This window comes from Alkalibacter rhizosphaerae, assembly GCF_017352215.1.
Lineage (GTDB): Bacteria > Bacillota > Clostridia > Eubacteriales > Alkalibacteraceae > Alkalibacter > Alkalibacter rhizosphaerae.
This window is the reverse complement of sequence record NZ_CP071444.1, coordinates 599,609-624,814: the sequence shown is the minus strand read 5'-3', so window position 1 is coordinate 624,814 and position 25,206 is coordinate 599,609. Positions and strand designations below refer to the sequence as shown.

Below are 25,206 nucleotides of genomic sequence, written 5' to 3'. Positions count from 1 at the left end.
AAAAATAATTTACAAAAATATAATATCGCATCATGTGAAATTAGTCAATGATTAATTGCCGCGATGTGGAATCATGGTATAAGAAAACACCGACTGGTTACAGTCGGTGCATGGACTACGAAATTTTGGAGAATCGGACAGCTTGTTTTATCTGTGATGGATGGTTTTGTGTACGGCGTTTTGTTTGGATTCCAGGATCTCCCGTTGGCGAAGATAGGGTTTCCAGCCCATGGCAAACACGATAATGGCCAAAGACAAGGGAATCAGGGCGAATCGATACATGACGGAGAAATTGAACTGGCTGATAACGAATCCGGATAAAGCCGGTCCTACAAAGTTGCCAAGGTCCATTCCCAAGAAGTTGGTATTGCTGGCGACTCCTCTTCTTTGAGGTGGGACGGATTGCATGGTCATGGTCTGGATCGCCGGCAGAACCGTTCCATTTCCCGCGGAAGCCAGAACGGCTGCCAGTATGATGAATTTCACATCTGTGGCATAACTGATCAATACAAAAGAGCTCATGGTCAAGAGTATGCCGGGATAAAAAACCTTTGCGGGGCCGAACCGGTCCGCCAGTCTACCGGCGATGGGACGAGACAATACAGTCACAAAAGCCGAGATCGTAAAGTAGATGGCGATGTTGCTGATTCCTTTGTAAGCACCGTAAGGGATCATGTACGTATGAATGAGTACATTGGCAATGCTCATGAGCATCATAACCGTTGAAGGAGATACTGCTTCCTTGGCTACGATGTTTTTGTACCAGGGTCCAAGTGCACGGACGGCTTCCTTGTCCAGTGCCTTTCCCTCATAAGGTAACAAAATGCAGGGAATGGTAGAAATGGCGGCAAAAATGGCTGCGGCGATAAAGATGGCTCGGTATCCTCCTCCGGCACCGAACTGTGCTTCGCCGAAAGATTGCAAGGTTGCTGCCAAAGTCGGTCCAAAAGCCTGGGCGGCAATATAGCTGAGGCCATAAATGCCTAATCCGGAAGCCATTTTGTCCTCCGGCAAAAATTCAGCAGCAACAGTCATGGCCAAAGAACCCATGAAAGACAACTGAACGCCGTGAAGCAATCGCATGGTAATGAACAGGGGTACTGTTGGAAATAATGCATACCCCAAATTGATGAAGATTCCCGCACCATAGATGATGATCAACAATTTCTTCTTGTTCAACATGGTGACGGCAGGGCCGGAAACAGGTCGAAATGCAAATGCAACGCCAAAATAAATGCCGGCGATGATTCCGGTGAGTACAGCACTCATTCCTAGATATCCCATATAGGAAGAAACATAAGTATTAACGGAAAACTGTGCCAAGCTGACGCCAATATTTGCGATCAGTACATAAATAAATCCTTTGTTCCAAATAGTTGTTTGTGTGTTGTTGCTCTTCATAAACCGTCCTCCAAAACTTTGCTTAGTATACTAAATAAAACCATTATACTCATTAATGAAGATTTCGTCAATCCAATGGGGAAGACTTGGTATTCTCATTTGTCTTGTAATATAATGTAGAAGAAACAGTGAAAGGGAGGGTATTCATGCTTGGTAGAGAAGACATTGAAAAAAAGATCGCTGCATTTCCCATTCTGGAATATGCATTTTTTGATCCGAATGAAATCAATTTTTATCCTAATGTTCGAAAAATATGTGAAATGGAATGCCCCCAATACGGCGGATCCTGGTCATGTCCTCCGGCAGTGGGCTCCCTGGAGGAATGCAAGGCGAGATGTTTGTCCTACGACAACGCTTTCATTTTCAGTACGGTTTCTGAAGTGACGGACATGATGGACATGGAAGAAATGCTTGCCGCTCAAAAGGAACACATTCAGATCGTTCGCCGGATCCATGAGGTAGTCTTCGACAATAGAAAAGATCTGCTCATACTGACGGCAGAGTCTTGCCGGGTATGTGACACCTGTACCTATCCTGATAACCCATGCTTGTATCCGGATCGAATGTATCCATGCATTGAAAGCCAAACCATATTGGTGACGGAGATTTGCGAGAACAATCATTTGTCTTTTTTGAATGGTCATAATGTGGTGACGTGGTTTTGTCTCATTTTGTGGAATGGGACAACGTAAAAAAGCGAATTAAGAGAAATTAGTTATAACGATTTTGCAACATATATTGGGTCCATTTTTTTAGTGCATTAATTTTTTCATATGTACAATATGTAATTGAATTATTGGAGAGAGTAATGTATAATGTAGTAGGTTTATTGAAAGTATCAATAAAATTTCAAATAATTTGAAATTCGAGTGCAATTAATGCAATCGATGACAATATTAATTAATAGGAGGGAACACATTGATTATCATTGGAGAAAAAATCAACGGATCCATTCCTTCGGTCGCGAAAGCCATCGCCGCCAAGGACGCCGATTTCATCCGAAATCTGGCAAAAATCCAAACGGAAGCCGGAGCAACATTCATTGACGTTTGTGCATCGGTAGACGACGACATCGAGCTGGAGACCATGAAATGGTTGATCGACTTGGTACAGGAGGTAACAGATACTCCCATAGCAGTGGACAGCCCCAACGAAATGACTTGTCTGGAATCCATGAAGTATTGCAACAAGCCGGGTCTTTTCAACTCCGTATCCATGGAGGGAAAGAAAATTGAAAACGTATTCCCGGTCATCGCCGACACAAAATGGGAGATCGCAGCACTTCTCAACGACGATACAGGGATCCCGCAAACGGCGGAAAAGCGACTGGAAGTATTTGCAAACCTGATGGCAAAAGCCAAAGAGTACAACATCGACCCGTCCAGATTCCACATCGATCCATTGATCGAAATGCTTTGTACGTCGGAAGACGGCATCGCCATGGTGGAGACGGTCATCTCCGAGATCAAGAAACAATACCCGACCATCCACGTAACGGGAGCGGTAAGCAACATTTCCTTCAACCTGCCGGCACGAAAGATCGTCAACCAGGCATTTACCGTACTGGCCATGAAAGCCGGTTTGGACAGCGCCATTTTGGACCCGACGGATCAAAACCTGATGGGAATGATCTACGCAACAGAGTGCATGCTGGGAGAAGACGAGTACTGCATGGAATACATCAGTGCATATCGGGAAGGCATCTTTGGTGCAAAGAAAAAGTAAGGGGAACCATTAAACAAACAATATAACAACACTACGAGGAGGAACAGTACATGTCAAAAATTCAAGAAGTTCAAGAAATGGTAGCAAAGGGTAAAACCAAAGTAGTAGCAGGATTGGTCCAGGAAGCATTGGACGGAGGCGCACAGCCGAAAGAGATTCTGGATGCCATGATCGAGTCCATGGGAATCGTTGGAGACAAATTCTCCGCCGGCGAGATCTTCGTACCGGAAATGCTGATTTCTGCAAAAGCCATGAGCAAGGGTGTAGACGTACTCAAGCCGTTGTTGGCCGGAGACGCTTCCACATCGTTGGGAACCTGCGTTATCGGAACGGTAGCCGGAGACCTTCATGATATCGGCAAAAACCTGGTAAGCATGATGCTGGAGAGCGCCGGATTCACCATGATCGACCTTGGTGTAGACGTACCTGCTGCAAAATTTGTTGAAGTTGCAAAAGAAAACAACGCAGTCATCGTTGCCGCTTCCGGATTGTTGACCACCACCATGCCTGCACTGAAGGAAACTTCTTTGGCGCTGAAAGATGCCGGATTCACCGTCATCGTTGGTGGAGCACCTGTTACTCAAGCTTATGCAACAGAGATCAAGGCAGACGGATACGCTCCGGACGCTGGTAGCGCCGTTACCAAAGCAAAAGAATTGGTAAAATAATCAACAAAAAACGTTATTCGAGCTAAAATAAAACAACGATGGAGGTACTACCATGCTGACAATCAAACAAAACCTGAAAGAAGTCATGACCGGGGGGAATCCGGATCGTTTTGTGAAACAATACGAGCCCTTCACCATGATCATGAACACACCGATCACCAGATTGAAACCGCCCATCGGCGGAGAGATCGTCAACGAGTGGGGAATCACCGTTCGATGGCCAGAAGGACAACTGGGTGCATTCCCGGTCCACGACGAAGAGCATAAATTGGTAAAAGACATCACCAAGTGGAGAGAAGTTGTAAAAGCACCGGACATCATCAAGCCGGATGAAGCCTGGAAGCCGGCGCAAGAAGCTGTAGCGGCCATCGACAAAAATGAAAAATACGCGACCGTATTCGTAGCACCGGGAATTTTCGAGCATCTTCACTACTTCATGGGAATGGAAGACGCGTTGATGAATTTCTACGAAGAACCGGAATACATGAAAGAGATCATCGACTTCCTGGTAGACTGGGAGATCAAACTGGCAGATGAATTCATCAAACATCTGAAGCCGGATGCATTGTTCCACCACGACGACTGGGGCAGCCAGTTGAATTCCTTCATTTCGCCTGCAACATTTGAAGAGTTCCTTTTGCCGGCCTACAAAAAGATCTACGGCCACTATAAGGCAAACGGAGTTGAGTTGATCGTTCATCACAGCGACAGCTATGCGGCAAACTTGGTTCCTTTCATGATCGAAATGGGAATCGACATCTGGCAGGGAGTCATGTCCACAAACGACACACCGGAATTGATCAAACAATACGGTGGACAGATCACATTTATGGGAGACGTGGACAGTGGCGTCATCGATTTCCCAGGCTGGACAGAAGAGATCGTCCAAAAAGAGATCGAAAGAGCCTGCAGAAACTGTGGAAAACTGTACTTCATTCCTGGCGCAAGCCAAGGTTTGGCCATCAGTTCCTTCCCGGGAGTTTATGAGGCAACGGATGCGGCCATTGATCGCATGACAGAGGAAATGTTCTAAATTGATGAATAAGCAAAAGACCTGAAAAAAACTTCAGGTCTTTTTTCTTTTCTTTGGAACGTGTTACAATAGAAACATCCAAGTTGAAATTTATTTTGGGGAGGAAAAAATGATGAAAGCAGCGATCCAGGAATTGAAAGAACGAATAGATCCGGAAAAGGCTGCATTTTTCCCACGCTTTTTTCGAACGGGGCCAGGGGAATACGGCGAAGGAGATTTATTTTTGGGGATAACAGTACCAAATCTGCGTCAAGTGGCAAAAAGACATGCACCAAGACTTTCTGTGGAAGATTTGGAAAAACTGCTTCAGAGTCCCTATCATGAGATACGTCTTTTTGCATTGATCGTCATGACCATGCAATACGAAAAAGGGGATAAGAAAGCCAAGGAGCAGCTGGTGAAGTTATACCTGCAAAACCTTCATCGGATCAACAATTGGGATCTGGTGGATACCTCGGCCCATAAGATCATTGGCGCACATCTATACGAAAGGGATCGGGGATTGCTGGTCGACCTTGCACAAAGGGACCATTTGTGGAGTCAAAGGATCTCCATGATCTCCACCTTGTATTTTATCCAAAGGGGAGAGTATGAGGATACTCTGAGGATTGCAGAGATCCTGTTGGACCACCCCCATGATTTGATCCATAAGGCGGTGGGATGGATGCTTCGGGAAGTAGGGAAAAAAGATCAGTCCGTGGAAATGAAATTTTTGGACAAGTACTACCGGGAGATGCCAAGAACCATGTTGCGGTATGCCATCGAAAGGTTTGATGAAGACTTAAGGCAGTCTTATTTGAAAGGAACTAGATAATATGACAAAGTATGGACCAAATTGTTAAAAAATTAATTATACAGTTGGAATACAGTCCCGAGTAAGGTAGAATAGTGAAAACGACAGAAATGGAAAGGATAGCAAGGTTAAGCCAATGGATGATGGAAGAGGAATTGTGTATACCTTGACAGCAAATTGTCATGATTGTTACCGCTGCGTACGGGTCTGTCCGGTAAAGGCGATTCGTGTCCATGATGGCCAGGCCTCTGTGGAGCGGGAACTTTGTATAGGATGTGGTACCTGTGTCCGGGAATGTCCCCAACATGCTAAATTAATACGTCGAAGTCTTGAAGAAGTACAGGAAATGGTCGTTCATAAAAAAGTTGCAGTAAGCATGGCGCCTTCTTTCCCAGCATTTTTCCCGAGGACGTTATGGCTCAAACTGCCTGCTGCGCTTAAAAAACTTGGATTTTCTTATGTTTCTGAAACAGCGGAAGGAGCAAAGAAAATTACGGAGGATTCTTTTAACATAGATAATGGAGGAACCATCTGTACCGCTTGTCCTGCAGTAGTTAATTACATAGAAAAGTACCGACCGGATTACAGGGACCATCTGATCCCCGTCACATCTCCCATGGTGGCTCATGGAAGAATGCTGAAACATCGACTTGGTTCGGATTGGTCTGTAGTTTTTATCGGACCGTGTTCTGCCAAAAAACAGGAGGCTTTAAGACCGGAAAACAGAGATGCCATCAATGGAGTCTTGACTTTCGAAGAACTTGCCCAATGGTTGGAAGACGCAGGTATTGATTTCCAGTCATTGAAGGAAGAAACCTTTGAAAGCAGAGGTGTTTTGTCGGAGGCCAGATTGTTTCCCTTGCAGGGTGGAATGTTGAAAACAGGACAACTTCCCGTGGACAACATCGATCCAAACGTACTTCACATCAGCGGCCCAGAGGAAGTGGAAGCACTGTTTGACTTGCCACTGGATAGTTGGACGTACCGATATGTGGAACCGCTGTTTTGTGCCGGCGGCTGCATCAATGGAGCCGGGTTTCCTTCGGAAAAGAATCTTTTCTTAAGAAAACAAGATGTGTTAGCATATGCAAAATTGTTAAGAGACACGCAACAGGAAGATATCGATCGTTCCATACTTTGCGGCACATCTTTTCATGAATCCTATCCAAAAACATACTACTCTCTTGTGTCAGAAGAGTTGATCAACGACATTTTGGAGAAAACCGGGAAATCCTCCCCGGATCTTCAGCTCAATTGTGGAGCTTGTGGATACAAGACCTGTCGGGACAGTGCCATTGCCGTAGTAAAAGGGATGGCGCAACCGGAAATGTGCATGCCTTACATGAGAAGACTGGCGATCCAGAAGACGGATAAAATAATGGAAACCAGCCCAAATGGCATTGTTCTTTTGGACGAAAACCTCCATATCTTGCACATGAATCCCGCTTTTAAAGCCATGTTTTTATGCAACAACGCCGTATTGGGAAAGAGGATCTCCTACCTTTTGGATGGCTACGGATATGAAAAAATGGTGGAGGCATCCCAATCGAAACACGAATACATCAACGCCAAGTACGGCGTCAAGTACCAGGAGATCGCATATTATTTGCCGGATGAAAATCAGTATGTCGGGATTTACATCAATCTGTCAAAAATTAAATTTGATGATCGACAGTTGGATTTGATCAAAGGTCAAACAATGGAAAATATCAAGGAGTTGCTCCATCATCAGATCAACTTTTCTCAAGAGTTGGCACATTTTTTAGGCGCAAATACTGCCAAAAGCGAAGAGTTGCTGCAACGATTGATGAATCTTTTTGAATAGGGATAGCAAGGGGGCGGGAAGTTGAACTACGTCCAGGATGTATTGCGACAAGAAAAGAAAAACGGCCAGAGAGTCTGCGGAGATGTTTTCCTAATGGAAAGAAGCAGAGAATATACCCTGGCTGTTCTTTGCGATGGGATCGGATCGGGGATCTATGCAAATATCGCAGCGACGACCTGTGCGAGTCGTTTATTGCAGCTGGCCATGGGAAACATGTCCACTCAAGCTGCAGCATTACTGACCGCAGAATCCATGCATCGAGCAAGAAAGGAAGCATTTCCTTTCGCCGCATTTACCTTGGCAAAGATATTCTCAGACGGACACTATACGATCCACACCTACGAGTCTCCGGTTCCTCTGGTGGTGGCAGACGGGATGGGATTTCTTCCTGCCATGACCAAATTAAGAGCCGGAAAAGAATGGGTGGAAGAAACCGCAGGAATATTGTATCCAGGAGACGGGTTGATGTTGTTTACCGACGGTGTGAGCCAGGCGGGCATGGGCAGGGGGTATCCCATGGGCGTTGGGGAAAAAAGGATATCTGATGTTTTGAACTACCTCCTTGATCACGATAAAAATGAAGAAGAGATTTGCGACGGGGTCATGGAGCTGGTTTTTGAAAAATGTGGAGGTGTTTGGGAGGACGATACCACCTTGGCTTTTCTGAAAAACCGAGAGGGCAAGCGACTCGTCATCATGACTGGTCCGCCGTCTAACCCTTCCATGGATCGTGAATATGTGCTCAGTGGAATGGAGAAAGACGGATGGAAAGTTGTTTGCGGTTCTTCGACTGCGGACATCGTATCCAGGGTAGTAGGTCAAGTGGTGGAAAAAAAAGACCGAAAAGGCGTTTACGGAAGTATCCCGGAATATCGGATCCAAGGACTGGATGTGGTCAGCGAAGGAGCACTGGTTCTTAATCGGGTTTGCAACATCTTGGAGGATTCCTTGCAAGAGGTGGAGGAGCCCAATGTCGTAGAAAAAATTAGCCTGCTCATGCAACAAGCAGACCGTGTCGATTTTTTGGTTGGCGGGGCTTACAACGATGCCCATGGCACACTGGATTTCAAGGAGATGGGCGTGATGCCAAGAAACATGATCGTTAGAATATTAGCAAAAAAGCTAAAAGCAATGGGGAAAATCGTTGAGATTACAAATTATTGAGGAAAAAAAACTAATTTTTTATTTAATAAAAAAAATAAAAATATTTCAACATTCAACAAAAAAGTGTTGACAAGCAGCGCTTTTATAAATAAGATGTCAATAACAAAATTGTCTTCCAAGGAATGTCTTTTCAAAATAATGAAAAAATACAACTTGGGAGGCTATTTTTTTAACCAAAAACGTTCGTTAAATAACAAACATAATGAGTCGACAATATAAACTAACTAAGAAAGGATTGGGGAGGATGGAAAGAAGCAAGTTGGCAAAAGTGAAACTTCCGAAAGAAAAGCTTTTAGAACTGGATGCGTATATGGATAGTTTGGAGGACAAAGAAGGTTTGTTGATCCATATATTGCACAAGGCACAGGAAATTTTCGGCTATCTGTCTTTGGAGGTGCAATTGTACATCTCGAAAAGATTAGGTATTCCTGCTGCGAAAGTATTTGGCATCGTTACTTTTTATTCCTTTTTTACGCAGGAGCCACGAGGAAAGCATACCATCAGCATGTGCATGGGTACGGCCTGTTTTGTTAAGGGGGCCGATCGAATCTTGGAAAAGATTTGTCTTGAGTTAGGTGTGAACCCCGGGGAGACCTCTTCGGACGGATTGTTTACCGTTAAAGATGTTCGGTGCATTGGAGCCTGCGGGTTGGCACCCGTTGCCATGATCGATGACAAAGTTTATGGACACTTGACGGAAGAGAGCGTAAAGGAAATCCTTGATGTATATCGGAAGGAGGAGCAACATGAAAATCAGCACGCTGAGTCAGCTGTTTGAAGCGAAAGCAACGTTGGAAGATGTATATCTGTTGCGGGAAACTGGTGAAGCCATGGAGGCAAAACCGGAAATATTGGTGGGAATGGCAACTTGCGGCATTGCTGCTGGTGCAAAGAACACTTTTAACGCATTGGAGAAGGCCTTGAAGAAAAAGGGGATGTCGGATGTAAAAGTCAGTCCGGTTGGATGCATTGGGTCCTGTTATTGTGAGCCAACCATTCAAGTGAATATACCAGGCCAAGCTCCTGCTTACTATGGTTATGTAGATGAAGCAGCAGCGGGTATTATTGTAGATAGTCATTTCGGAGAAGGAGAAGTGCCGGAAAGAAACATGTTGGAGATAGGTTTTGAAAGAGCGGATCAGGAGGGAAGCGGAAAGAAAAGACAGAAACGTATAGCACTGCGTAACTGCGGGTCTGTGGATCCGCAAAACATCATGGATTATATCGCCTATAGGGGATATGAAGCATTGGGAAAAGTATTGGAACAGAAAGATCCAGACAGCGTATTGGAGATCATCAAAAAGAGTGGCCTTCGGGGAAGAGGTGGTGGAGGATATCCGACAGGATACAAATGGCACGCCACTGCCTTGCAACCGGCAAAAGAAAAGTATATCATCTGCAATGCGGATGAAGGGGATCCGGGGGCGTTTATGGATCGTTCCATATTGGAAGGAGATCCGCACAGCGTATTGGAGGCTATGGCCATAGGCGGTTATGCCACAGGAGCAAATCAGGGAATCATTTATATACGTGCAGAATACCCATTGGCCATTGAGCGACTAAAAATTGCAATAGCTCAAGCGAAGGAGCTGGGTTTATTGGGGGAAAATATTTTTGGCAGCGGATTTGACTTTTCCATCGAGTTGCGACTAGGTGCAGGTGCCTTTGTCTGTGGAGAAGAAACCGCGCTGATCCATTCCGTGGAAGGAGAACGGGGGGAACCCACAAAGAAACCGCCCTATCCGTCTGTTTCCGGTTACAAGGAGAAGCCAACAACAGTAAACAACGTGGAAACTTTGGCAAATGTACCATCCATCATCTTAAACGGCGCGGATTGGTTTGCCGGGATCGGAACGGAAAAATCCAAGGGAACCAAAGTTTTTGCTTTGGTAGGAAAAGTCAACAGAGTTGGGTTGGTGGAAGTCCCTATGGGAACCACCTTGCGGGAAATAATCTATGACATTGGTGGGGGAATCAACAACGACAAGGAATTCCGTGCAGTACAAACCGGCGGACCTTCCGGAGGTGTGATCACTGTGGAGCATTTGGACACTCCCATCGACTACGACAGTTTGAAGGAAATCGGGTCCATGATGGGCTCTGGTGGGATGATCGTCATGGATGAAACGGACTGCATGGTGAATATTGCCAAATTCTATTTGGGATTCACCCAGGAAGAGTCTTGCGGAAAATGCACACCTTGTCGAATCGGTACCAAACGAATGTATGAAATTCTGGATCAGATCACAAAAGGCGAGGGGCAGTTTGAGGATTTGGAGAAACTGGAACGCCTCGGCAACAACATCAAACTTTCCGCCCTGTGTGGTCTTGGGCAAACTGCTCCAAATCCGGTGCTCAGCACCATGAAATATTTCCGGGAAGAGTATGAACGTCATGTCACTGATCACAAATGCGATACCGGATCATGCAAGGGAATGAGAACGTATCGGATTTTCGAAGATAAATGCATCGGGTGCAGGGCTTGTGTAAAGGTTTGTCCGGTTCATTGCATCAAGATGGTACAAAAACCGGCTCATCGCATCGACCAAACCATGTGTACCAAGTGTGGAGCCTGCTTTGCAGTCTGCAAGTACGAAGCGATTGTCGTAGAATAGAGGAGGAGCAGACGATGGAAACCGTAAAAGTTACGATCAACGATATGGAAGTGGAAGTGAAGAAAGGCACGACGATTTTGGAGGCAGCGAAAAAAATCGATATTCAAATCCCCACCCTGTGCTACCTCAATTTAGAAGGATTTGACATCGCCAACGAGAAGGCTTCTTGTCGCGTATGCGTTGTGGAAGTGGAGGGAAGACCAACCCTTGTACCTTCTTGTGCGGAAAAAGTTACGGAAGGAATGGTGATTCGTACGGATTCCCCCCAAGCGGTCGCCGCTCGCCGGATGAATGTGGAATTGCTTCTGTCCAATCACCCGAAGGATTGCCTGACTTGCCGAAAAAACCTGAATTGTGAACTTCAAGATCTTGCCCAACGCCTTGGAGTCATGGAAATAAGTTACGAAGGGGAACGAATGCGTTATGAGGTGGACCAATCGTCTTTGTCTCTAGTCAAGGATCCGGAAAAATGCATTATGTGTCGACGATGTGAAACCATGTGCAACGAAGTGCAAACTTGTGGCATTTTGTCTGCCGTTTCTCGAGGTTTTGCTTCTTACGTAGGGCCGGCCTTTGAATTGAACATGGTGGATACTTCCTGTACATTTTGTGGACAGTGTGTTGCAGTGTGTCCGACGGGAGCCTTAACAGAAGTGAACAATGTGCGAAACGTGGTAGATGCTCTTAATGATCCCTCCAAACACGTAGTGGCCCAAGTGGCACCTGCTATTCGCGTGGCAATTGGGGAAGTATTTGGTATGGAGCCGGGGTCGATCACAACTGGTCAGTTGGCCACATCTTTGCGACGTCTTGGTTTTGATGGTGTCTTTGACACAAACTTTGCTGCAGATTTGACCATTTTGGAAGAAGCATCTGAATTGGTCCATCGGTTGGAGCATAATGGAAGACTTCCTATTTTGACCAGTTGTTGCCCGGCGTGGGTTCGATTCTTTGAGCATCAGTTCCCGGATTTGTTAGACGTGCCTTCCACCTGCAAGTCTCCGCAAATGATGTTTGGAGCCATCGCAAAAACCTACTATGCAAAAAAGATAGGGGTGGATCCAAAAGACATCGTCGTTGTATCTATCATGCCTTGCCTGGCGAAGAAAACAGAGGCAGCACGAGAGGAAATGGACATCGACCAAATGCATAATGTGGATCTGGTTTTGACGACCAGAGAGTTTGGCGCTATGTTGAAAGAAGCCGGCACCAATTTTTCAAAGCTGCCACCCAGTGAGTTTGACAATATTTTAGGGGAAAGCACTGGAGCAGCTGTGATTTTCGGAACGACAGGCGGTGTCATTGAAGCCGCAGTTCGAACTGCTTATGAATGGGTCACCGGCGATGAACTGGAAAAAGTGGACTTTCAGCAACTACGAGGATTGGAAGGGATTCGAAGTGCCACAGTAAAAGTTGGAAGTCAATATCTCCATATCGGCATTGCCCACGGCTTGGGGAATGCAAGAAAACTGTTGGAGGACATTCGAGCCGGGAAATCCCATTATCATGCCATCGAGATCATGGCATGTCCGGGTGGTTGCATCGGTGGTGGAGGACAACCCTATCACCACGGGGATATGGAGATCTTGCGTAAGCGACAAGAAGCTATATACCGGGAAGACGCTGGAATGAAAGTGCGAAAGTCCCATGAAAATCAAGAAGTTTTAAAATTATACGAAGAATTTCTAGGTGAACCGTATGGTGATCGTGCCCACCAATTGCTGCACACCCACTATTCTCCAAAGGAACGGATCTAGGATTTAAAAAAAGAGAACAGCCTCGCTGTTCTCTTTTTTTGTGGACCAAACTTCTATGACAGTGAAATGACTTGTGGTAACATGGAGTTTGAAAAGACTTTGATATCGGAGGGATCACATGAAACTGGCGCATATGTCAGACCTGCACTTGGGGAAACGGCTCCATGAGTTTTCCTTGCTGGAAGACCAGGAATATATTTTGACGCAGGCATTGGAAATCATCAAGGAAAAAGAAGTGGAGGGGGTCATCATCGCTGGGGACGTATACGACAAGAGCATTCCCTCTGCCGATGCCGTCCAGTTGTTCGATGATTTTCTTACCAGGCTGGCAGGGCTGGGGGTATCTATTTTTGTGGTGAGCGGAAATCACGACTCGCCGGAACGGGTGGCCTACGGTTCCCGATTGCTGGACCCGTTGCGGATCTACCTGTCTCCAGTATTTCGCGGGGATGTCAAACCGGTGGTGTTGGAAGATGACCATGGCGAGATCTATTTTTACATGATGCCTTTTGTCAAACCGGCTACGGTTCGCAAAGCGTACCCCGATGAAGAGATCCAAACCTACCATGGTGCAGTAAAAGCAGTGATCGATCACATGGAAGTGGATCCTGCAAAGAGAAATATTTTGATCGCCCATCAATTTGTCACCGGTGCAACACGCAGCGACAGCGAAGACGTTTCTGTAGGCGGCGTCGACAACGTGGATGTGGAAGCATTTGCGCCTTTTGATGTTGTGGCCCTGGGTCATCTTCACAGTCCCCAGTGGGTGGGACGGGAAACGATCCGCTATTGTGGTACTCCTTTAAAATATTCCGTTTCTGAAGTAGATCATATAAAGAGTCTCACCCTTCTTCACATTGGCCCGAAAGGTAGTTTGGACGTGGAAACGGTACCGTTTCGACCCATGCGGGATCTTCGAAAGATCAAAGGATCCTACATGGAACTGACGGCCAAAGAAAGCTATCAGGACACCGATACGGAAGACTACATTCATGCCACGTTGACCGACGAACACGATATCCTGGATGCCATGGCCAAGCTGCGTACCATCTATCCAAACATGGTGGGGTTGGAATACGACAATGCCAGAACGCAAAACCATCAACAGGTAGGAGCGGCAACGGACCTGGAAAAGAAATCTCCTTTGGATCTGTTCGGCGATTTTTATGAAATGCAGAACAATGCAAAACTGGATCCTTCCCAACGAGCTTTCATGGAAGAGATCATGGAAGAGATCTGGGAGGGAAGATCATGAAACCGAATAAATTGACCATGAGTGCCTTTGGCCCTTACGCAGAACCAACGACCATCGACTTTAAACGATTGGGGGACCAAGGTCTCTACCTGGTGACTGGTGATACGGGAGCTGGAAAAACCACCATTTTTGATGCCATTACCTTTGCCCTTTTTGGAGAAGCCAGTGGAGACACCCGGGAAGCTGCCATGTTTCGAAGCAAGTATGCAGATCCCAAGACCCCGACTTATGTGGAAATGGAGTTTGAATACCAGGGGAAAACCTACATCGTTCAACGCAACCCGGAATACGACCGCCCAAAAATGAGCGGAGAGGGCTGGACCAGGCAAAAGGCGGAAGCCACCTTGTCCTTTTCAGACCACAGAATGCCGGTGACGAAAACCAGAGATGTAACGAAAGCAGTTGTGGAGATCATCGGACTGGACCGGGAGCAATTCACCCAGATCGCCATGATCGCTCAAGGGGATTTCTTAAAGTTGCTACTGGCAAAAACGGAAGAACGCAGCAAGATTTTTCGGGAGATCTTCAACACCAAACCCTACGAACATGTCCAAGATCGATTGAAATTCGAGTCCAACAGACTCAATAGAAGCTACAGTGAATTGACGGCCAGCATCCGTCAATATTTGGAGGGAATTCTTTGGTCGGAAGAAGATACTCTGGGTTTGACCTTGAAGAAGTACCTGGATCAGGATGGCCTGCCTCCCATAGGGGATCTTCTCCAATTGATTCGAACCATGATCGAAAAAGATCAGGGAGCGATATCGGTTTTGACAGAGAACATAAGGCAACTTCAGAAAACCATGGATGCCAGAAACCAGCAGCTGGGTGAAGCGAAAAATGTAGCAAAAGCCAAAGATGAATTGGAGAAGACGGTCTTGGCAAAAAATATCCTGGATTCCCAGATGGAACCGAAGCGGATCCGCTATGAAAAGGCTCTGGAAAAGGTGGGGACGAGAGATGGTTTGTTGGAACGTCTCCAGCAGGAGACCGGTAGACTGGCAGATTACGATAAACTGGAACAATGGAATGTGGAAATCGATCGAGCGGAAAAGGAGCTCCAGGGATCGAGACAACGACAAGAACTAAAGTTGAAAGAAAAAAAACGCATCACGGAAGAATTGACCAAGGCCAAGGAAGAGCGATCAAGATTGGATCCGGTGGAAAAAGAGATCCAAACCCTGGATTTTCGAAAAAAGGAGCTGGAACAAAAGAATCAGGCACTAAATGACCTGGAACGATTGGAAAACAATCACTTGACACTGATGCATGGGCTGGAGGTTCGTCAGCAAGCGTATCTGGAGTCGCAAAAAGCCTTTGAAGTGGTGCAACTTCGATACCAAAAAGCCCACAAGCAATTTTTCGATCAGCAGGCAGGCGTGTTGGCCCAAACCTTGGAGGAAAGCAAACCCTGTCCTGTTTGCGGATCTTTGGAACATCCGGCGCCAGCCTTGCTGACAGAAGAGACCATCAACGAGGACCAGTTGAAAGACATGCAAGACCGGGTGGATGGAATGTATGGAAAAGTATCTCAAGCCAGCGAAGCAGCCTCCTCTCAAAGAGGCCGAATGGAGAGCGCCAGAGAAGAAGTGATGGTGGCTGGAAAAAGGCTTTTTGGAGAGATCCAGTTGGACCAGTTGAAACGACGCCGTGAATTGGAACAAGAGAAACTGAAGCAGGATGCGACGACGCTGAACGACCAGTTGGATATTTGGCAGAAACGAAAAGTGCAGAAGGATGCATTGGACCGGCAGATCCCCCTATTGGAAAAGAGATTGTTGGATCATGGCGAAGATTTGAACAAATTGGAGAGTGTCCTGAGCGGGTTGAAGGAGCGGCTGGAAGCACTGAAAAACAATGAGAAAGAACTAAAACGCCGGCTGCCCCATGAGAACAAGGAAGCTGCAAGCAAAGTGGTTCAAGGGCTTCGCGAAGAAAAGGAACAAATGGACCGTGAATGGAAAGATGCTTCCGGTGCCTATGAGAAAGCCAAAGAAGAGCAAAATCGACTTCTTTCTGCGATCCAGACACTGGAGACCCAGGTCAAAAGAGGAGAAGATGCAGATGTTCAGAAGTTGGAAGAAGAATTGAAGGTCCTGGGGGAAAGCCGAAAGGAAGAGACAAGGAAAAAAGACCAACTGGACCAGCGCTGTCTGTCCAATCAGCGATCGCAGGACAAAATCGAAAAACAGCATAGAACCATGGCTGAAGTGGAGGAGCGGTGGAACTGGATGAAAGCCCTGTCGGATACGGCCAACGGAAATCTGCGGGGAAAAGACAAGATCATGCTGGAAACCTATATCCAAATGGCTTATTTTGACCGGATCATAGCACGGGCAAATACCCGTTTTATGACCATGACCTCCGGACAATATGAATTGGCCCGCAAGACCGAAGGGGAGAATCAACGAAGCCAAACCGGTCTTGAATTGGATGTCATCGACCACTACAACGGCTCCACTCGAAGTGTGAAGACCCTTTCCGGGGGAGAAAGCTTTAAAGCTTCCCTGTCCCTTGCATTGGGTTTGGCAGATGAGATCCAAGCCAGTGCCGGCGGGATCCGTTTGGATACCATGTTTGTGGACGAAGGATTTGGGTCCCTGGACGAAGAATCTTTGGACCAAGCCATAAAAGCACTGCATCAATTGTCGGAAGGAAAAAGGTTGGTAGGGATCATATCTCATGTGACGGAGTTGAAGAATCGGTTGGACCGGCAGATCGTCGTAAAGAAAAGCAGAGAGGGTGGAAGCACGGTCCGTGTAGAGGCATAGAAAAAGCTCCCAATGATTGGGAGCTTTTTTTCTATGCCAAACCTATGTTTCGAGAGATCATGAAGGCTTCCGACGTGGCCGCAGTGATGTTTCGCGGTTGAACACAGTCGCCAAGCATGTGAAATTCCGGTGCGCAGTCGTGAAAGGCGATGCCCTGATCACGAAGAGGGTGTTGGCCGACGGCAAAGATCACCGTGTCTGCTTGCAAATGCATTTCTTTTTCAATTGAAATGCAGCGAACACCAATATCGGTAATTTCTTTGACGGTGGTGTTGAACAGAATGGGGAGTTTCGTTCGATCCAATTCGGCTTGCAATCCCAACATGTGAAGGAAATTGCCGCCGTCATTGACCCGGTCTGCCATTTCCACAAGGGTGACGGTTTTATTGTTTTCCAACAGGTGAAGTCCCAATTCCACGCCAACCAATCCGGCACCTAAAATAATGATCTTATCTCCCAGCTTATCCATGGAAACATAAGCGTCCTGGGCTGTCCACACGTTTTGCTTCTCCATGCCCGGTAGTTGGGGAATAACAGCTTTGGCACCCAAGGCCGCAATGATCACGTCCGGTTTCATTCTTTTGGCCGTCTCTGGTTCCATTTCAAGTCCGGTCATGAGGCGGATGTTGGGATGATCATGGATTCGTCGTTCCTGCCCGTCCAAGTATGCATCCAGGTTTTTCTTGAAGGAGACCCCATCCTCGCAACGCAACACACCACCGAGACGATTGCTTTTTTCCACCAGTGTTACCTGGTGACCCCGGTCCGCACAGGTGATGGCAGCTTCCATGCCTCCCACACCGCCTCCGATGATCAACACGTCTTTTGAAATGGCAGAGGGGACGGCGAATTTCATTTCCAACTCCCTTCCGGTTTCCGGGTTGATGGCACAGTAGGGTTCCCCTACGGTCAGTTCATTGGTGAAACAGGAGAGACACCTCATGCATTTCTTTACTTGATCCTCCCGGCCCGTTCTTACCTTATTCGGAAAATCCGGATCCGACAGAAGTTGTCTCGCCATTTGGACCACGTCGGCTTTCCCGCTGGCAATGATCTCTTCCATAAGGGCAGGATCGCTTAAAGCGCCGATGGTGGCTACTGGAGTTTTTACATGTTTTTTGATTTCAGCCGCATATTGTACATTGCATCCATCCGGCATGAACATGCTGGGGTGGGTGACGGCAAATACCTCTGCCACTTCATGATTGCCTGCGGATACATGGATCAGATCGACATATCCATCCAACTGCGTTGCAATGGCGATCCCTTCATCCAGGTCGTATCCACCTTCGTAGCATTCAGAACCGCTGATGCGGATCTCAATGGGAAAAGCGGCTCCCACTTCTTTTCGGATCGCCTGACATATGGACTTTACCAATCGGGTCCTGTTTTCCACGCTGGAACCACCCCATTTGTCGGTACGAGTATTGGTAATGGGAGACAGGAATTGATGGAGAAGCCATCCGTGCCCGGCATGTACGGTCACCATGCCAAAACCGCATCGTTTGGCCAAGGCGGCGCCTTTTGCGTATTTTTCAATGGTTCTCTCCAGGATATCTTCCGTCATGGGCAAAATATTTCTGCCGTTCAATTCCATTTCCACTGGTCCATAAGCCAAACCTTTGGACGAACCGCCAAACATGGCCAAATCCCGATTGGCAAACATGCCGGTGTGCTGCAGTTCAAGAGATGCGACGGATCCATAACTTTTTACAGCCTGGGCGATCCGAGACAATCCCCGATCGATCTGGGGCGTGTCCAAACATATGTGGGTGGCACCGCCTTTTCCCAATTCACCGTCCACCACGCCCTCAAAGGTGGCAACGCTGGCGGCCCCGCCACGTGCTTTTCTCTCGTAATAAGCGGTGGCACCTTCGTTGAGATAACCATCACCGTTGAGGTTTTGGTAACCGGTGGGAGAAGCGAAAATGCGGTTTTTGAACAAGGTATTTCCCAATACGATGGGAGAGTAGAGATTTGGATATTTCAGCAGACTCAATGAGATCACTCCTTTGTTATATATTGAACAATCTAGGAATATTATATCATCCTTTCGACAAAAATATAGAAAAATTTTAACGAGATAAATAATTGAATTGTCAATAAAACATAGAAAAATGGTTTTCATTGTCACGGCGGGGGTAAAAAAGAGAAAAGAAAGAAAAAGCGACTTGCAAGGATGATAGAAGGAGGTGTTGGAATGACACTATATCAATTGGGAAGAGTACTTGGATATTTGATTGTCTTTTTTTATCTGATGGCGTTGATGAACTTTGTTTTTAAGTGGATCCATCGGACGTTTCGGGAGTCCATGAAAAAAAATGAAGGTTTTTATAAAAGGTTTACTACATGGATGCTTTTTTTTGTGAAAAATCATCGCCTGTTTGGTGCATTGGCTGTAGTGTTTGTCTTGGTCCACTTTAGTGTTCAGTATTTTAATTTGGGCTTTAGCAACACGGGGGCGATCGCCGCAGCTCTCATGATCGTACAGGCTACGTTGGGTGGATATGGTTCAAGAAAGAAAAGTGCCGGAAAAGGGTGGTTGTACGTCCACCGGATCATCCCGGTATTGCTACTGCTGGCCATGGCCAATCATATTCTTTAGCCCTTTGGAAAGGAAACGAAGGAGGTCAAAAAAATGAAAGAAAAATATAAAGTGAAGAAGATCTGGATGGTGATCACCTTGTTGCTTGTTGTCGGTTTCTTGATCGTTGGATGTTCCGGCGGCGGGGGAAATGACACGGCGGAAGGTGACCTGGAATTGACTCTGGAAGAACTGGCCCAATATAACGGCAAAGACGGTAATCCGGCGTATGTCGCTGTTGACGGTGTCGTTTACGATGTAAGCGAATCTTCCAGATGGGCGGATGGAGAACACAATGGTTTTGAGGCAGGCAATGACCTGACCGAAGAAATCAAAAATGTATCCCCCCATGGAACGTCGACCCTGAGCCGAATGCCTGTGGTCGGAAAAATAGTTGAATAAGGATCATTTCAGCAGACGACGCTGCAAACGATCGATTCCTACGGCGCCCAAGGGCGCCGTTATTATGATCGCCAGTACGGCCACGGTCAGGATCAGATTGCCGGCTTCCAACCCCATAGCAAGGGGGATGGCACCAATGGCAGCCTGGACGGTGGCTTTTGGCATGTAGGCGATGGCGCAAAACAACTTTTCCTTATTTTCAAGGATGGTACCGGATGTACTGAGCCATACCCCGATGAAGCGAAACAGTAAACCTGCTGCCAAAAGGATCATGGAAAGAAGTCCTGCATCTGAAAGATATCGAAAATCGATGGCCCCTCCCACTAAAACGAACAACAGGATCTCAGCAGCGACCCAGATCTTGGAGAATTTCCCCATGATCCGGGAGGCCATGTTCCTGTTGCTTTGCAGCATGGAAACACCCATGGCCATGACAGCCAGCAACCCGGAAAAAGGGATGAAGGGAAAAGCATCTTCAAAAGAAACCATGAGGAAAGAAATGCTCAACAAAATCAATACTTTTGCCGTGTCCCGGACGGAGATCTTTCGAAAGACAAGTGTCGAGATCCAACCGATGGACAGACCGATCAATGACCCGGATAAGATGGCCAGGGGTACATGGATCACATTCGTTCCAATGGAGGTTTCTCCTCCCGTGCTCATGGTAAGCAACGAAGTAAATACGACGATAACAAAGATATCGTCTACGGAAGCTCCTGCCAAAATCATTTGGGGGATGCTTTTTTTTGTTCCGATTTTATTTCCGATCATTTCGATCATCCTCGGTACCACAACCGCCGGCGATACGGCGGCAACCACAGCACCCATAAGAGCTGCATCCAGAGTGGATATGGGAAAGAGTTTTGGCGCCAGCAGTGTAATGGTGATCATCTCCAAAAGAGCGGGGAGGAAACAGAGGAGGACGGCAGGACGCCCTACTTGCTTCAGATCTTTCAGGTCCAAAGACAATCCGCCTCGAAGCAGTATGACGATCAAGGCGATCTTTCGAAGTTCCGGAGAAATCAACAGGATCTCCGGAGAAAACAAGTCCAATCCGTAAGGTCCCAAAATCATGCCGGCCGCCATCATGCCGAGAAGAGCGGGGATGCCGATCCGGTGTAAAAGGGCACCGAGTGAAAAACCCATCAATAAAATAAGTGCAATGCTTAATAACACGTCGATCCCTCCTTCAACAAAAAAAGCCAACGCTCTGCCAGGCAGAAGTCATCAGCTAATGATAGCGGTTTAGGCAAGCCAGGGGAGACATTCATTCCCCGAATGATTTAAGAATAATCAAAATTTAACACAAAACTTGAACTTTAACAACAGATATATTCAAAAAAATACAGTATGTTCCTTGAAAATGTTAGTAATGTAACAATAAAATAATCGAAAAATATATAAAAAATAGCGAATTTACGATATAAAATAGAAAAAAGATGCATTTATCAATAAAATATGATACGATTATGTAAAATAATCAGAATGTTCAAAATATATAGCATGCAAAAAAGTTAAACATTTAACCAATTTCCACATCCTGTTAATTACCTGTACATACATACCTGACATACAAACAATCTATGAGGAGGTGTCAACATGAGTCAAGCAGTTTTGTGCGAAGAAAAAGTGAAGTCTCCGGAAGCACAATACGATTTGCTGACAGAGGTAATGGATCGCTACAACCGCAACGAAAAAAACCTGATCCAGATTTTGCATTACGCACAATCCATATTCGGATTTTTATCGTCGGATACCCAGCGTTTCATTGCAGAAAAGATGGACTTGCCCTTATCCAGGGTAAGCGGTGTGGTAAGTTTCTATTCGTTTTTCTCCACCATGCCGAAAGGGCGTCATACCATCAGCATTTGTCTGGGAACCGCATGTTATGTTCGAGGCGGGAAAAAAATCATCGAGAAGCTGAATGAATTGCTGGGGATCGATGTGGGGGAAACGACATTGGATCGAAGATTTTCCATGGAGATCAAACGCTGCATCGGTGCATGCGGTCTGGCTCCTGCCATCAGCATCGACAACAATGTCCACAAGCGAGTGAACCCGAACCGGATCAAAAACATTTTGGAGCTTTACGAGTAGGAGGGGTAAAAATGGACATGGTAAAAACCAAGACCATTGAAAACGGACGGGATTTATCGACAGCCAGGGAAGTTTACGAGGATCGAATGAGCAAATACCAGTGGATCGTATCCATTTGCAGCGGTGCCGGGTGCATTTCTTCAAAAAGTGAAGAGGTAAGGAAGGCATTTCAAGATGAATTGGCGAAGCAGGGATTGCAGGAAAAAGTCCACATCAAAGTGACCGGCTGTATGGGACTTTGTGATGCAGGCCCTATGATGGTGGTGGAACCGGGCAGGATACTTTACTGTCATCTGGAACCATCCATGATGAAAGAACTGGTGGAAAAACATTTTTTGCAAAACGAAGTGGTCGTGTCATTCACTTATTATGATGAAGCAGACAAAGAATACAAGAGCACCATGGATGAGATCGGGTTTTTCAAAGGCCAGGAGAAAATGGTCCTTCGCAATTGTGGTGTTATCGATTACGGATCGCTGGAAGAATACATCAGCAGAGACGGATTTCAAGGGCTGAACAAGGCATTGCATGAAATGACACCGGAGGATGTGATCGAAGAGGTCATCGAATCCGGATTGCGCGGACGAGGCGGCGGAGGATTCCCAACGGGTTTGAAGTGGAAATTTGCCGCCAAACATCGGGAAGGTCAAAAATACATGATCTGCAATGCCGATGAAGGGGATCCAGGCGCATTTATGGACCGCAGCCTTTTGGAAGGAGATCCGTTCAATATCATCGAAGGCATGTTGATCGCCGGTTATGCCATTGGCGCTACCAAAGGCTACGTATATGTGCGGGCGGAATACCCATTGGCCATTGACCGGTTGGAAGAAGCCATTGGGATCGCAAGACAGGCGGGACTTCTGGGCGAGGGCATTCTGGATTCGGATTTTTCATTTGATCTGGAGGTCCGCATCGGTGCTGGTGCCTTTGTTTGTGGAGAAGAAACGGCCCTCATCGCTTCCGTGGAAGGGAAAAGGGGAGAACCGGAACAAAAGCCGCCCTATCCGTCGGATGAAGGTTTGGAGAAACGACCCACTGTCATCAACAATGTTGAGACGTTGGGCAACATTCCCAATATTCTAAGCAAAGGTGCCGATCATTTCAAACGTCATGGTACGGAAAAAAGCCGTGGTACCAAAGTGTTCGCACTGGCAGGGGACATCAATAATACCGGATTGGTGGAAGTGCCGTTGGGAATGACTTTGGGAGAGATCCTCTTTGATATTGGTGGTGGAATTCCGAAAGGAAAACGGTTCAAAGTCGCCCAAACCGGCGGACCTTCCGGCGGATGCATCACCGGGGACAATCTGAACGTTCCGGTAGATTACGAATCCTTGTCGGACCTGGGTGCCATCATGGGATCCGGTGGGTTGATCTGTATGGATGAAGACACCTGCATGGTGGATATGGCCAGATATTTCATGGAATTCGTTCAAGACGAGTCTTGCGGAAAGTGCCTTGCTTGTCGTGTCGGAACCAGGAGAATGTTGGAAATATTGAATCGGATCACCCAGGGACAGGGAAGAGAAGGGGACGTGGAGCTCCTTATCGAATTATCGGAAACCATCAAGGATACGGCTTTATGCGGTTTGGGACAAACTGCACCGAATCCCGTTTTAAGTACCATCAAGTATTTTAGGGAAGAATACGATCAACATATTCGAGATCACCACTGTCAGGCTGGAGTTTGTTCCGATCTGTTTATATCGCCATGCGAAAATGCCTGTCCCGCTCACGTGAACGTACCGGGTTACATGGCCCTGATTGCTGCAGGAAGACCATTGGATGCCTACCGGTTGATCCGCCAGGAAAATCCCTTGCCTGCCGTTTGTGGGAGGATCTGCACCCATCCTTGTGAAAGCAAGTGCAGACGGAGCCAGCTGGACGAGCCACTGGCCATCAGTGATCTGAAGAGATTTGCAGCCGATGAAGCCATGAAAGTGGAAGGGGGAGTACCGGAATCTGTATTGTCCAAAAAAGACAAGTCCGTGGGCATCGTAGGTGCCGGACCATCCGGTCTGACCTGTGGATTTTATTTGGCAAAAATGGGATATGACGTCACCATCTATGAAAAGCACCCATTGCCGGGAGGCGTTCTGGCCTACGGCATTCCGGAGTATCGACTTCCAAGAGATGTCCTCATGAAAGAGATCGATTCCATCAAGCGGGTGGGAGTGAAAATCAAAACCAACGTGGAGATCGGTCAGGATCTTTCCTTTGGCCAGTTGAGGGAAGCCCACGATGCCGTGTTTATCGGCACCGGGACTCATGGATCGAAGTCGGCTGGGATCCCCGGTGAAGATCTGCCAGGAGTCCACAAGGGTCTGGAATTTTTGCGGCATGCAGGAGAATGGACATGGCCGGAACAGGAAAACGTAGTGGTCGTCATTGGTGGGGGCAGCACTGCAGTAGACGCGGCAAGGGTTTCCTTGCGAAAAGGAGCAAAAGAGGTCCATATCTTCTATCGAAGAAAAAAAGAAGACATGCCGGCACATGAGCGGGAGATCGATGAAGCATTGGAAGAGGGGATCCTTCTTCATGAAATGTTTTCTCCTGTAGAAATTCAGGGCGTGGATAAAACTACAGGTGTATTGTTCCAAAAGATGAAAGCAAAAGGCTACTCCGCCGACGGCAGAAATAAAGTTGTGGCGGATGAGGGCAATACCTTGGTATTTCCATGTGACCAGGTCATCGTTGCAGTCAGCCAGCATACGGAAATCGATTTTGCAAAACCCTATCGCTTCGATCTGACCAATTGGGACACCTTCATTGTTGATGAAAGCACTCAAAGAACCAACGTGGAACAGGTATTTGCCGGTGGAGACGTGGTTCGCGGATCCAACGTGGCCATATTGGCCATAGCAGACGGAAAGCGGGCGGCATCTGCCATTGATGCGGCATTGGGGGGCAGTGGCGAACTCTATAAGGGAGAACATATCGAAATCCCCATGGAGATCGATGATTCGGAATTGATGGAGCATTCCCGATTCCCCATGGACTTTTTGACACCGGAGGAACGGTTCAACAATTTTAGAGAAGTGGCGTACCGATACCATCGCCTCAATGCCATGGCAGAAGCCATGCGTTGTCTGCGATGCGATTATCGGGCTTAG

19 protein-coding genes and 1 riboswitch are annotated in these 25,206 nt (G+C 46.9%); of the genes, 16 read left to right on the top strand and 3 right to left on the bottom strand.

Features of this window, described 5'->3' with window-relative positions; all coding sequences use genetic code 11:
• Nucleotides 1–147 precede the first annotated feature (147 nt).
• The gene (locus J0B03_RS03060) at nucleotides 148–1,401 is read right to left on the bottom strand and encodes an MFS transporter (RefSeq protein WP_207300401.1); all 1,254 of its coding nucleotides are present in this window, start codon (nucleotides 1,399–1,401) and stop codon (nucleotides 148–150) included.
• Between the two features lie 146 nt (nucleotides 1,402–1,547).
• Between J0B03_RS03060 and J0B03_RS03055 the strand changes: the two genes are divergently transcribed.
• From J0B03_RS03055 to J0B03_RS03000, 12 genes are all read left to right on the top strand, one after another.
• Nucleotides 1,548–2,093: a DUF2284 domain-containing protein gene (locus J0B03_RS03055; protein ID WP_207300400.1), complete on the top strand. Its 546-nt coding sequence runs from the start codon at nucleotides 1,548–1,550 to the stop codon at nucleotides 2,091–2,093.
• A 226-nt stretch (nucleotides 2,094–2,319) separates the two neighbouring features.
• On the top strand, nucleotides 2,320–3,126 hold the full coding sequence (locus J0B03_RS03050) for a methyltetrahydrofolate cobalamin methyltransferase (RefSeq protein ID WP_207300355.1): 807 nt from the start codon (nucleotides 2,320–2,322) through the stop codon (nucleotides 3,124–3,126).
• A gap of 50 nt (nucleotides 3,127–3,176) precedes the next feature.
• On the top strand, nucleotides 3,177–3,794 hold the full coding sequence (locus tag J0B03_RS03045; RefSeq protein WP_207300356.1) for a cobalamin B12-binding domain-containing protein: 618 nt from the start codon (nucleotides 3,177–3,179) through the stop codon (nucleotides 3,792–3,794).
• A 52-nt stretch (nucleotides 3,795–3,846) separates the two neighbouring features.
• Nucleotides 3,847–4,827 carry a uroporphyrinogen decarboxylase family protein gene (locus J0B03_RS03040; protein ID WP_207300399.1) on the top strand — a complete coding sequence of 327 codons (981 nt, stop codon included), beginning with the start codon at nucleotides 3,847–3,849 and terminating at the stop codon, nucleotides 4,825–4,827.
• Between the two features lie 109 nt (nucleotides 4,828–4,936).
• Nucleotides 4,937–5,641 carry a DNA alkylation repair protein gene (locus J0B03_RS03035; protein ID WP_207300398.1) on the top strand — a complete coding sequence of 235 codons (705 nt, stop codon included), beginning with the start codon at nucleotides 4,937–4,939 and terminating at the stop codon, nucleotides 5,639–5,641.
• Nucleotides 5,642–5,777: 136 nt separating this feature from the next.
• Nucleotides 5,778–7,445, top strand: a complete 1,668-nt coding sequence (locus tag J0B03_RS03030; RefSeq protein ID WP_207300397.1) for a [Fe-Fe] hydrogenase large subunit C-terminal domain-containing protein — start codon at nucleotides 5,778–5,780, stop codon at nucleotides 7,443–7,445.
• Nucleotides 7,446–7,466: 21 nt separating this feature from the next.
• The gene (locus tag J0B03_RS03025) at nucleotides 7,467–8,609 is read left to right on the top strand and encodes a SpoIIE family protein phosphatase (RefSeq protein ID WP_207300396.1); all 1,143 of its coding nucleotides are present in this window, start codon (nucleotides 7,467–7,469) and stop codon (nucleotides 8,607–8,609) included.
• A 244-nt stretch (nucleotides 8,610–8,853) separates the two neighbouring features.
• Nucleotides 8,854–9,387: an NADH-quinone oxidoreductase subunit NuoE family protein gene (locus tag J0B03_RS03020; RefSeq protein ID WP_207300395.1), complete on the top strand. Its 534-nt coding sequence runs from the start codon at nucleotides 8,854–8,856 to the stop codon at nucleotides 9,385–9,387.
• Between the two features lie 82 nt (nucleotides 9,388–9,469).
• Complete coding sequence (locus J0B03_RS03015) at nucleotides 9,470–11,224, top strand: NADH-ubiquinone oxidoreductase-F iron-sulfur binding region domain-containing protein (protein WP_246798214.1); 1,755 nt, start codon at nucleotides 9,470–9,472, stop codon at nucleotides 11,222–11,224.
• Nucleotides 11,225–11,238: 14 nt separating this feature from the next.
• Nucleotides 11,239–12,981: an NADH-dependent [FeFe] hydrogenase, group A6 gene (locus J0B03_RS03010; protein ID WP_207300394.1), complete on the top strand. Its 1,743-nt coding sequence runs from the start codon at nucleotides 11,239–11,241 to the stop codon at nucleotides 12,979–12,981.
• Between the two features lie 118 nt (nucleotides 12,982–13,099).
• Nucleotides 13,100–14,236 (top strand): exonuclease SbcCD subunit D, encoded by a 1,137-nt coding sequence (locus J0B03_RS03005; RefSeq protein WP_207300393.1) that lies wholly within the window; start codon nucleotides 13,100–13,102, stop codon nucleotides 14,234–14,236.
• Nucleotides 14,233–17,007 (top strand): AAA family ATPase, encoded by a 2,775-nt coding sequence (locus J0B03_RS03000; RefSeq protein WP_207300392.1) that lies wholly within the window; start codon nucleotides 14,233–14,235, stop codon nucleotides 17,005–17,007. The genes J0B03_RS03005 and J0B03_RS03000 overlap by 4 nt, the downstream gene beginning before the upstream one ends.
• Nucleotides 17,008–17,038: 31 nt before the next feature.
• On the opposite strand, the gene J0B03_RS02995 is transcribed toward J0B03_RS03000, so the two are convergent.
• Complete coding sequence (locus tag J0B03_RS02995; protein ID WP_207300391.1) at nucleotides 17,039–19,006, bottom strand: oxidoreductase; 1,968 nt, start codon at nucleotides 19,004–19,006, stop codon at nucleotides 17,039–17,041.
• Nucleotides 19,007–19,207: 201 nt separating this feature from the next.
• Here J0B03_RS02995 and J0B03_RS02990 point away from each other — a divergent pair, with 201 nt between their 5' ends.
• Together J0B03_RS02990 and J0B03_RS02985 are read left to right on the top strand one after the other, a co-directional pair.
• On the top strand, nucleotides 19,208–19,612 hold the full coding sequence (locus J0B03_RS02990; RefSeq protein ID WP_207300390.1) for a hypothetical protein: 405 nt from the start codon (nucleotides 19,208–19,210) through the stop codon (nucleotides 19,610–19,612).
• Nucleotides 19,613–19,645: 33 nt separating this feature from the next.
• A complete protein-coding gene (locus tag J0B03_RS02985) occupies nucleotides 19,646–19,993 on the top strand; it encodes a cytochrome b5 domain-containing protein (protein ID WP_246798173.1) in 348 nt (115 codons plus the stop codon).
• 3 nt (nucleotides 19,994–19,996) lie between these two features.
• Here J0B03_RS02985 and J0B03_RS02980 read toward each other — a convergent pair whose 3' ends face one another.
• Nucleotides 19,997–21,169 (bottom strand): cation:proton antiporter, encoded by a 1,173-nt coding sequence (locus J0B03_RS02980; RefSeq protein WP_207300389.1) that lies wholly within the window; start codon nucleotides 21,167–21,169, stop codon nucleotides 19,997–19,999.
• Between the two features lie 35 nt (nucleotides 21,170–21,204).
• Nucleotides 21,205–21,277: riboswitch (Fluoride riboswitch) on the bottom strand.
• Nucleotides 21,278–21,592: 315 nt separating this feature from the next.
• Here J0B03_RS02980 and J0B03_RS02975 point away from each other — a divergent pair.
• Together J0B03_RS02975 and J0B03_RS02970 are read left to right on the top strand one after the other, a co-directional pair.
• Nucleotides 21,593–22,090 carry an NADH-quinone oxidoreductase subunit NuoE family protein gene (locus J0B03_RS02975; protein ID WP_207300388.1) on the top strand — a complete coding sequence of 166 codons (498 nt, stop codon included), beginning with the start codon at nucleotides 21,593–21,595 and terminating at the stop codon, nucleotides 22,088–22,090.
• A gap of 11 nt (nucleotides 22,091–22,101) precedes the next feature.
• The gene (locus tag J0B03_RS02970) at nucleotides 22,102–25,206 is read left to right on the top strand and encodes an NADH-ubiquinone oxidoreductase-F iron-sulfur binding region domain-containing protein (RefSeq protein ID WP_207300387.1); all 3,105 of its coding nucleotides are present in this window, start codon (nucleotides 22,102–22,104) and stop codon (nucleotides 25,204–25,206) included.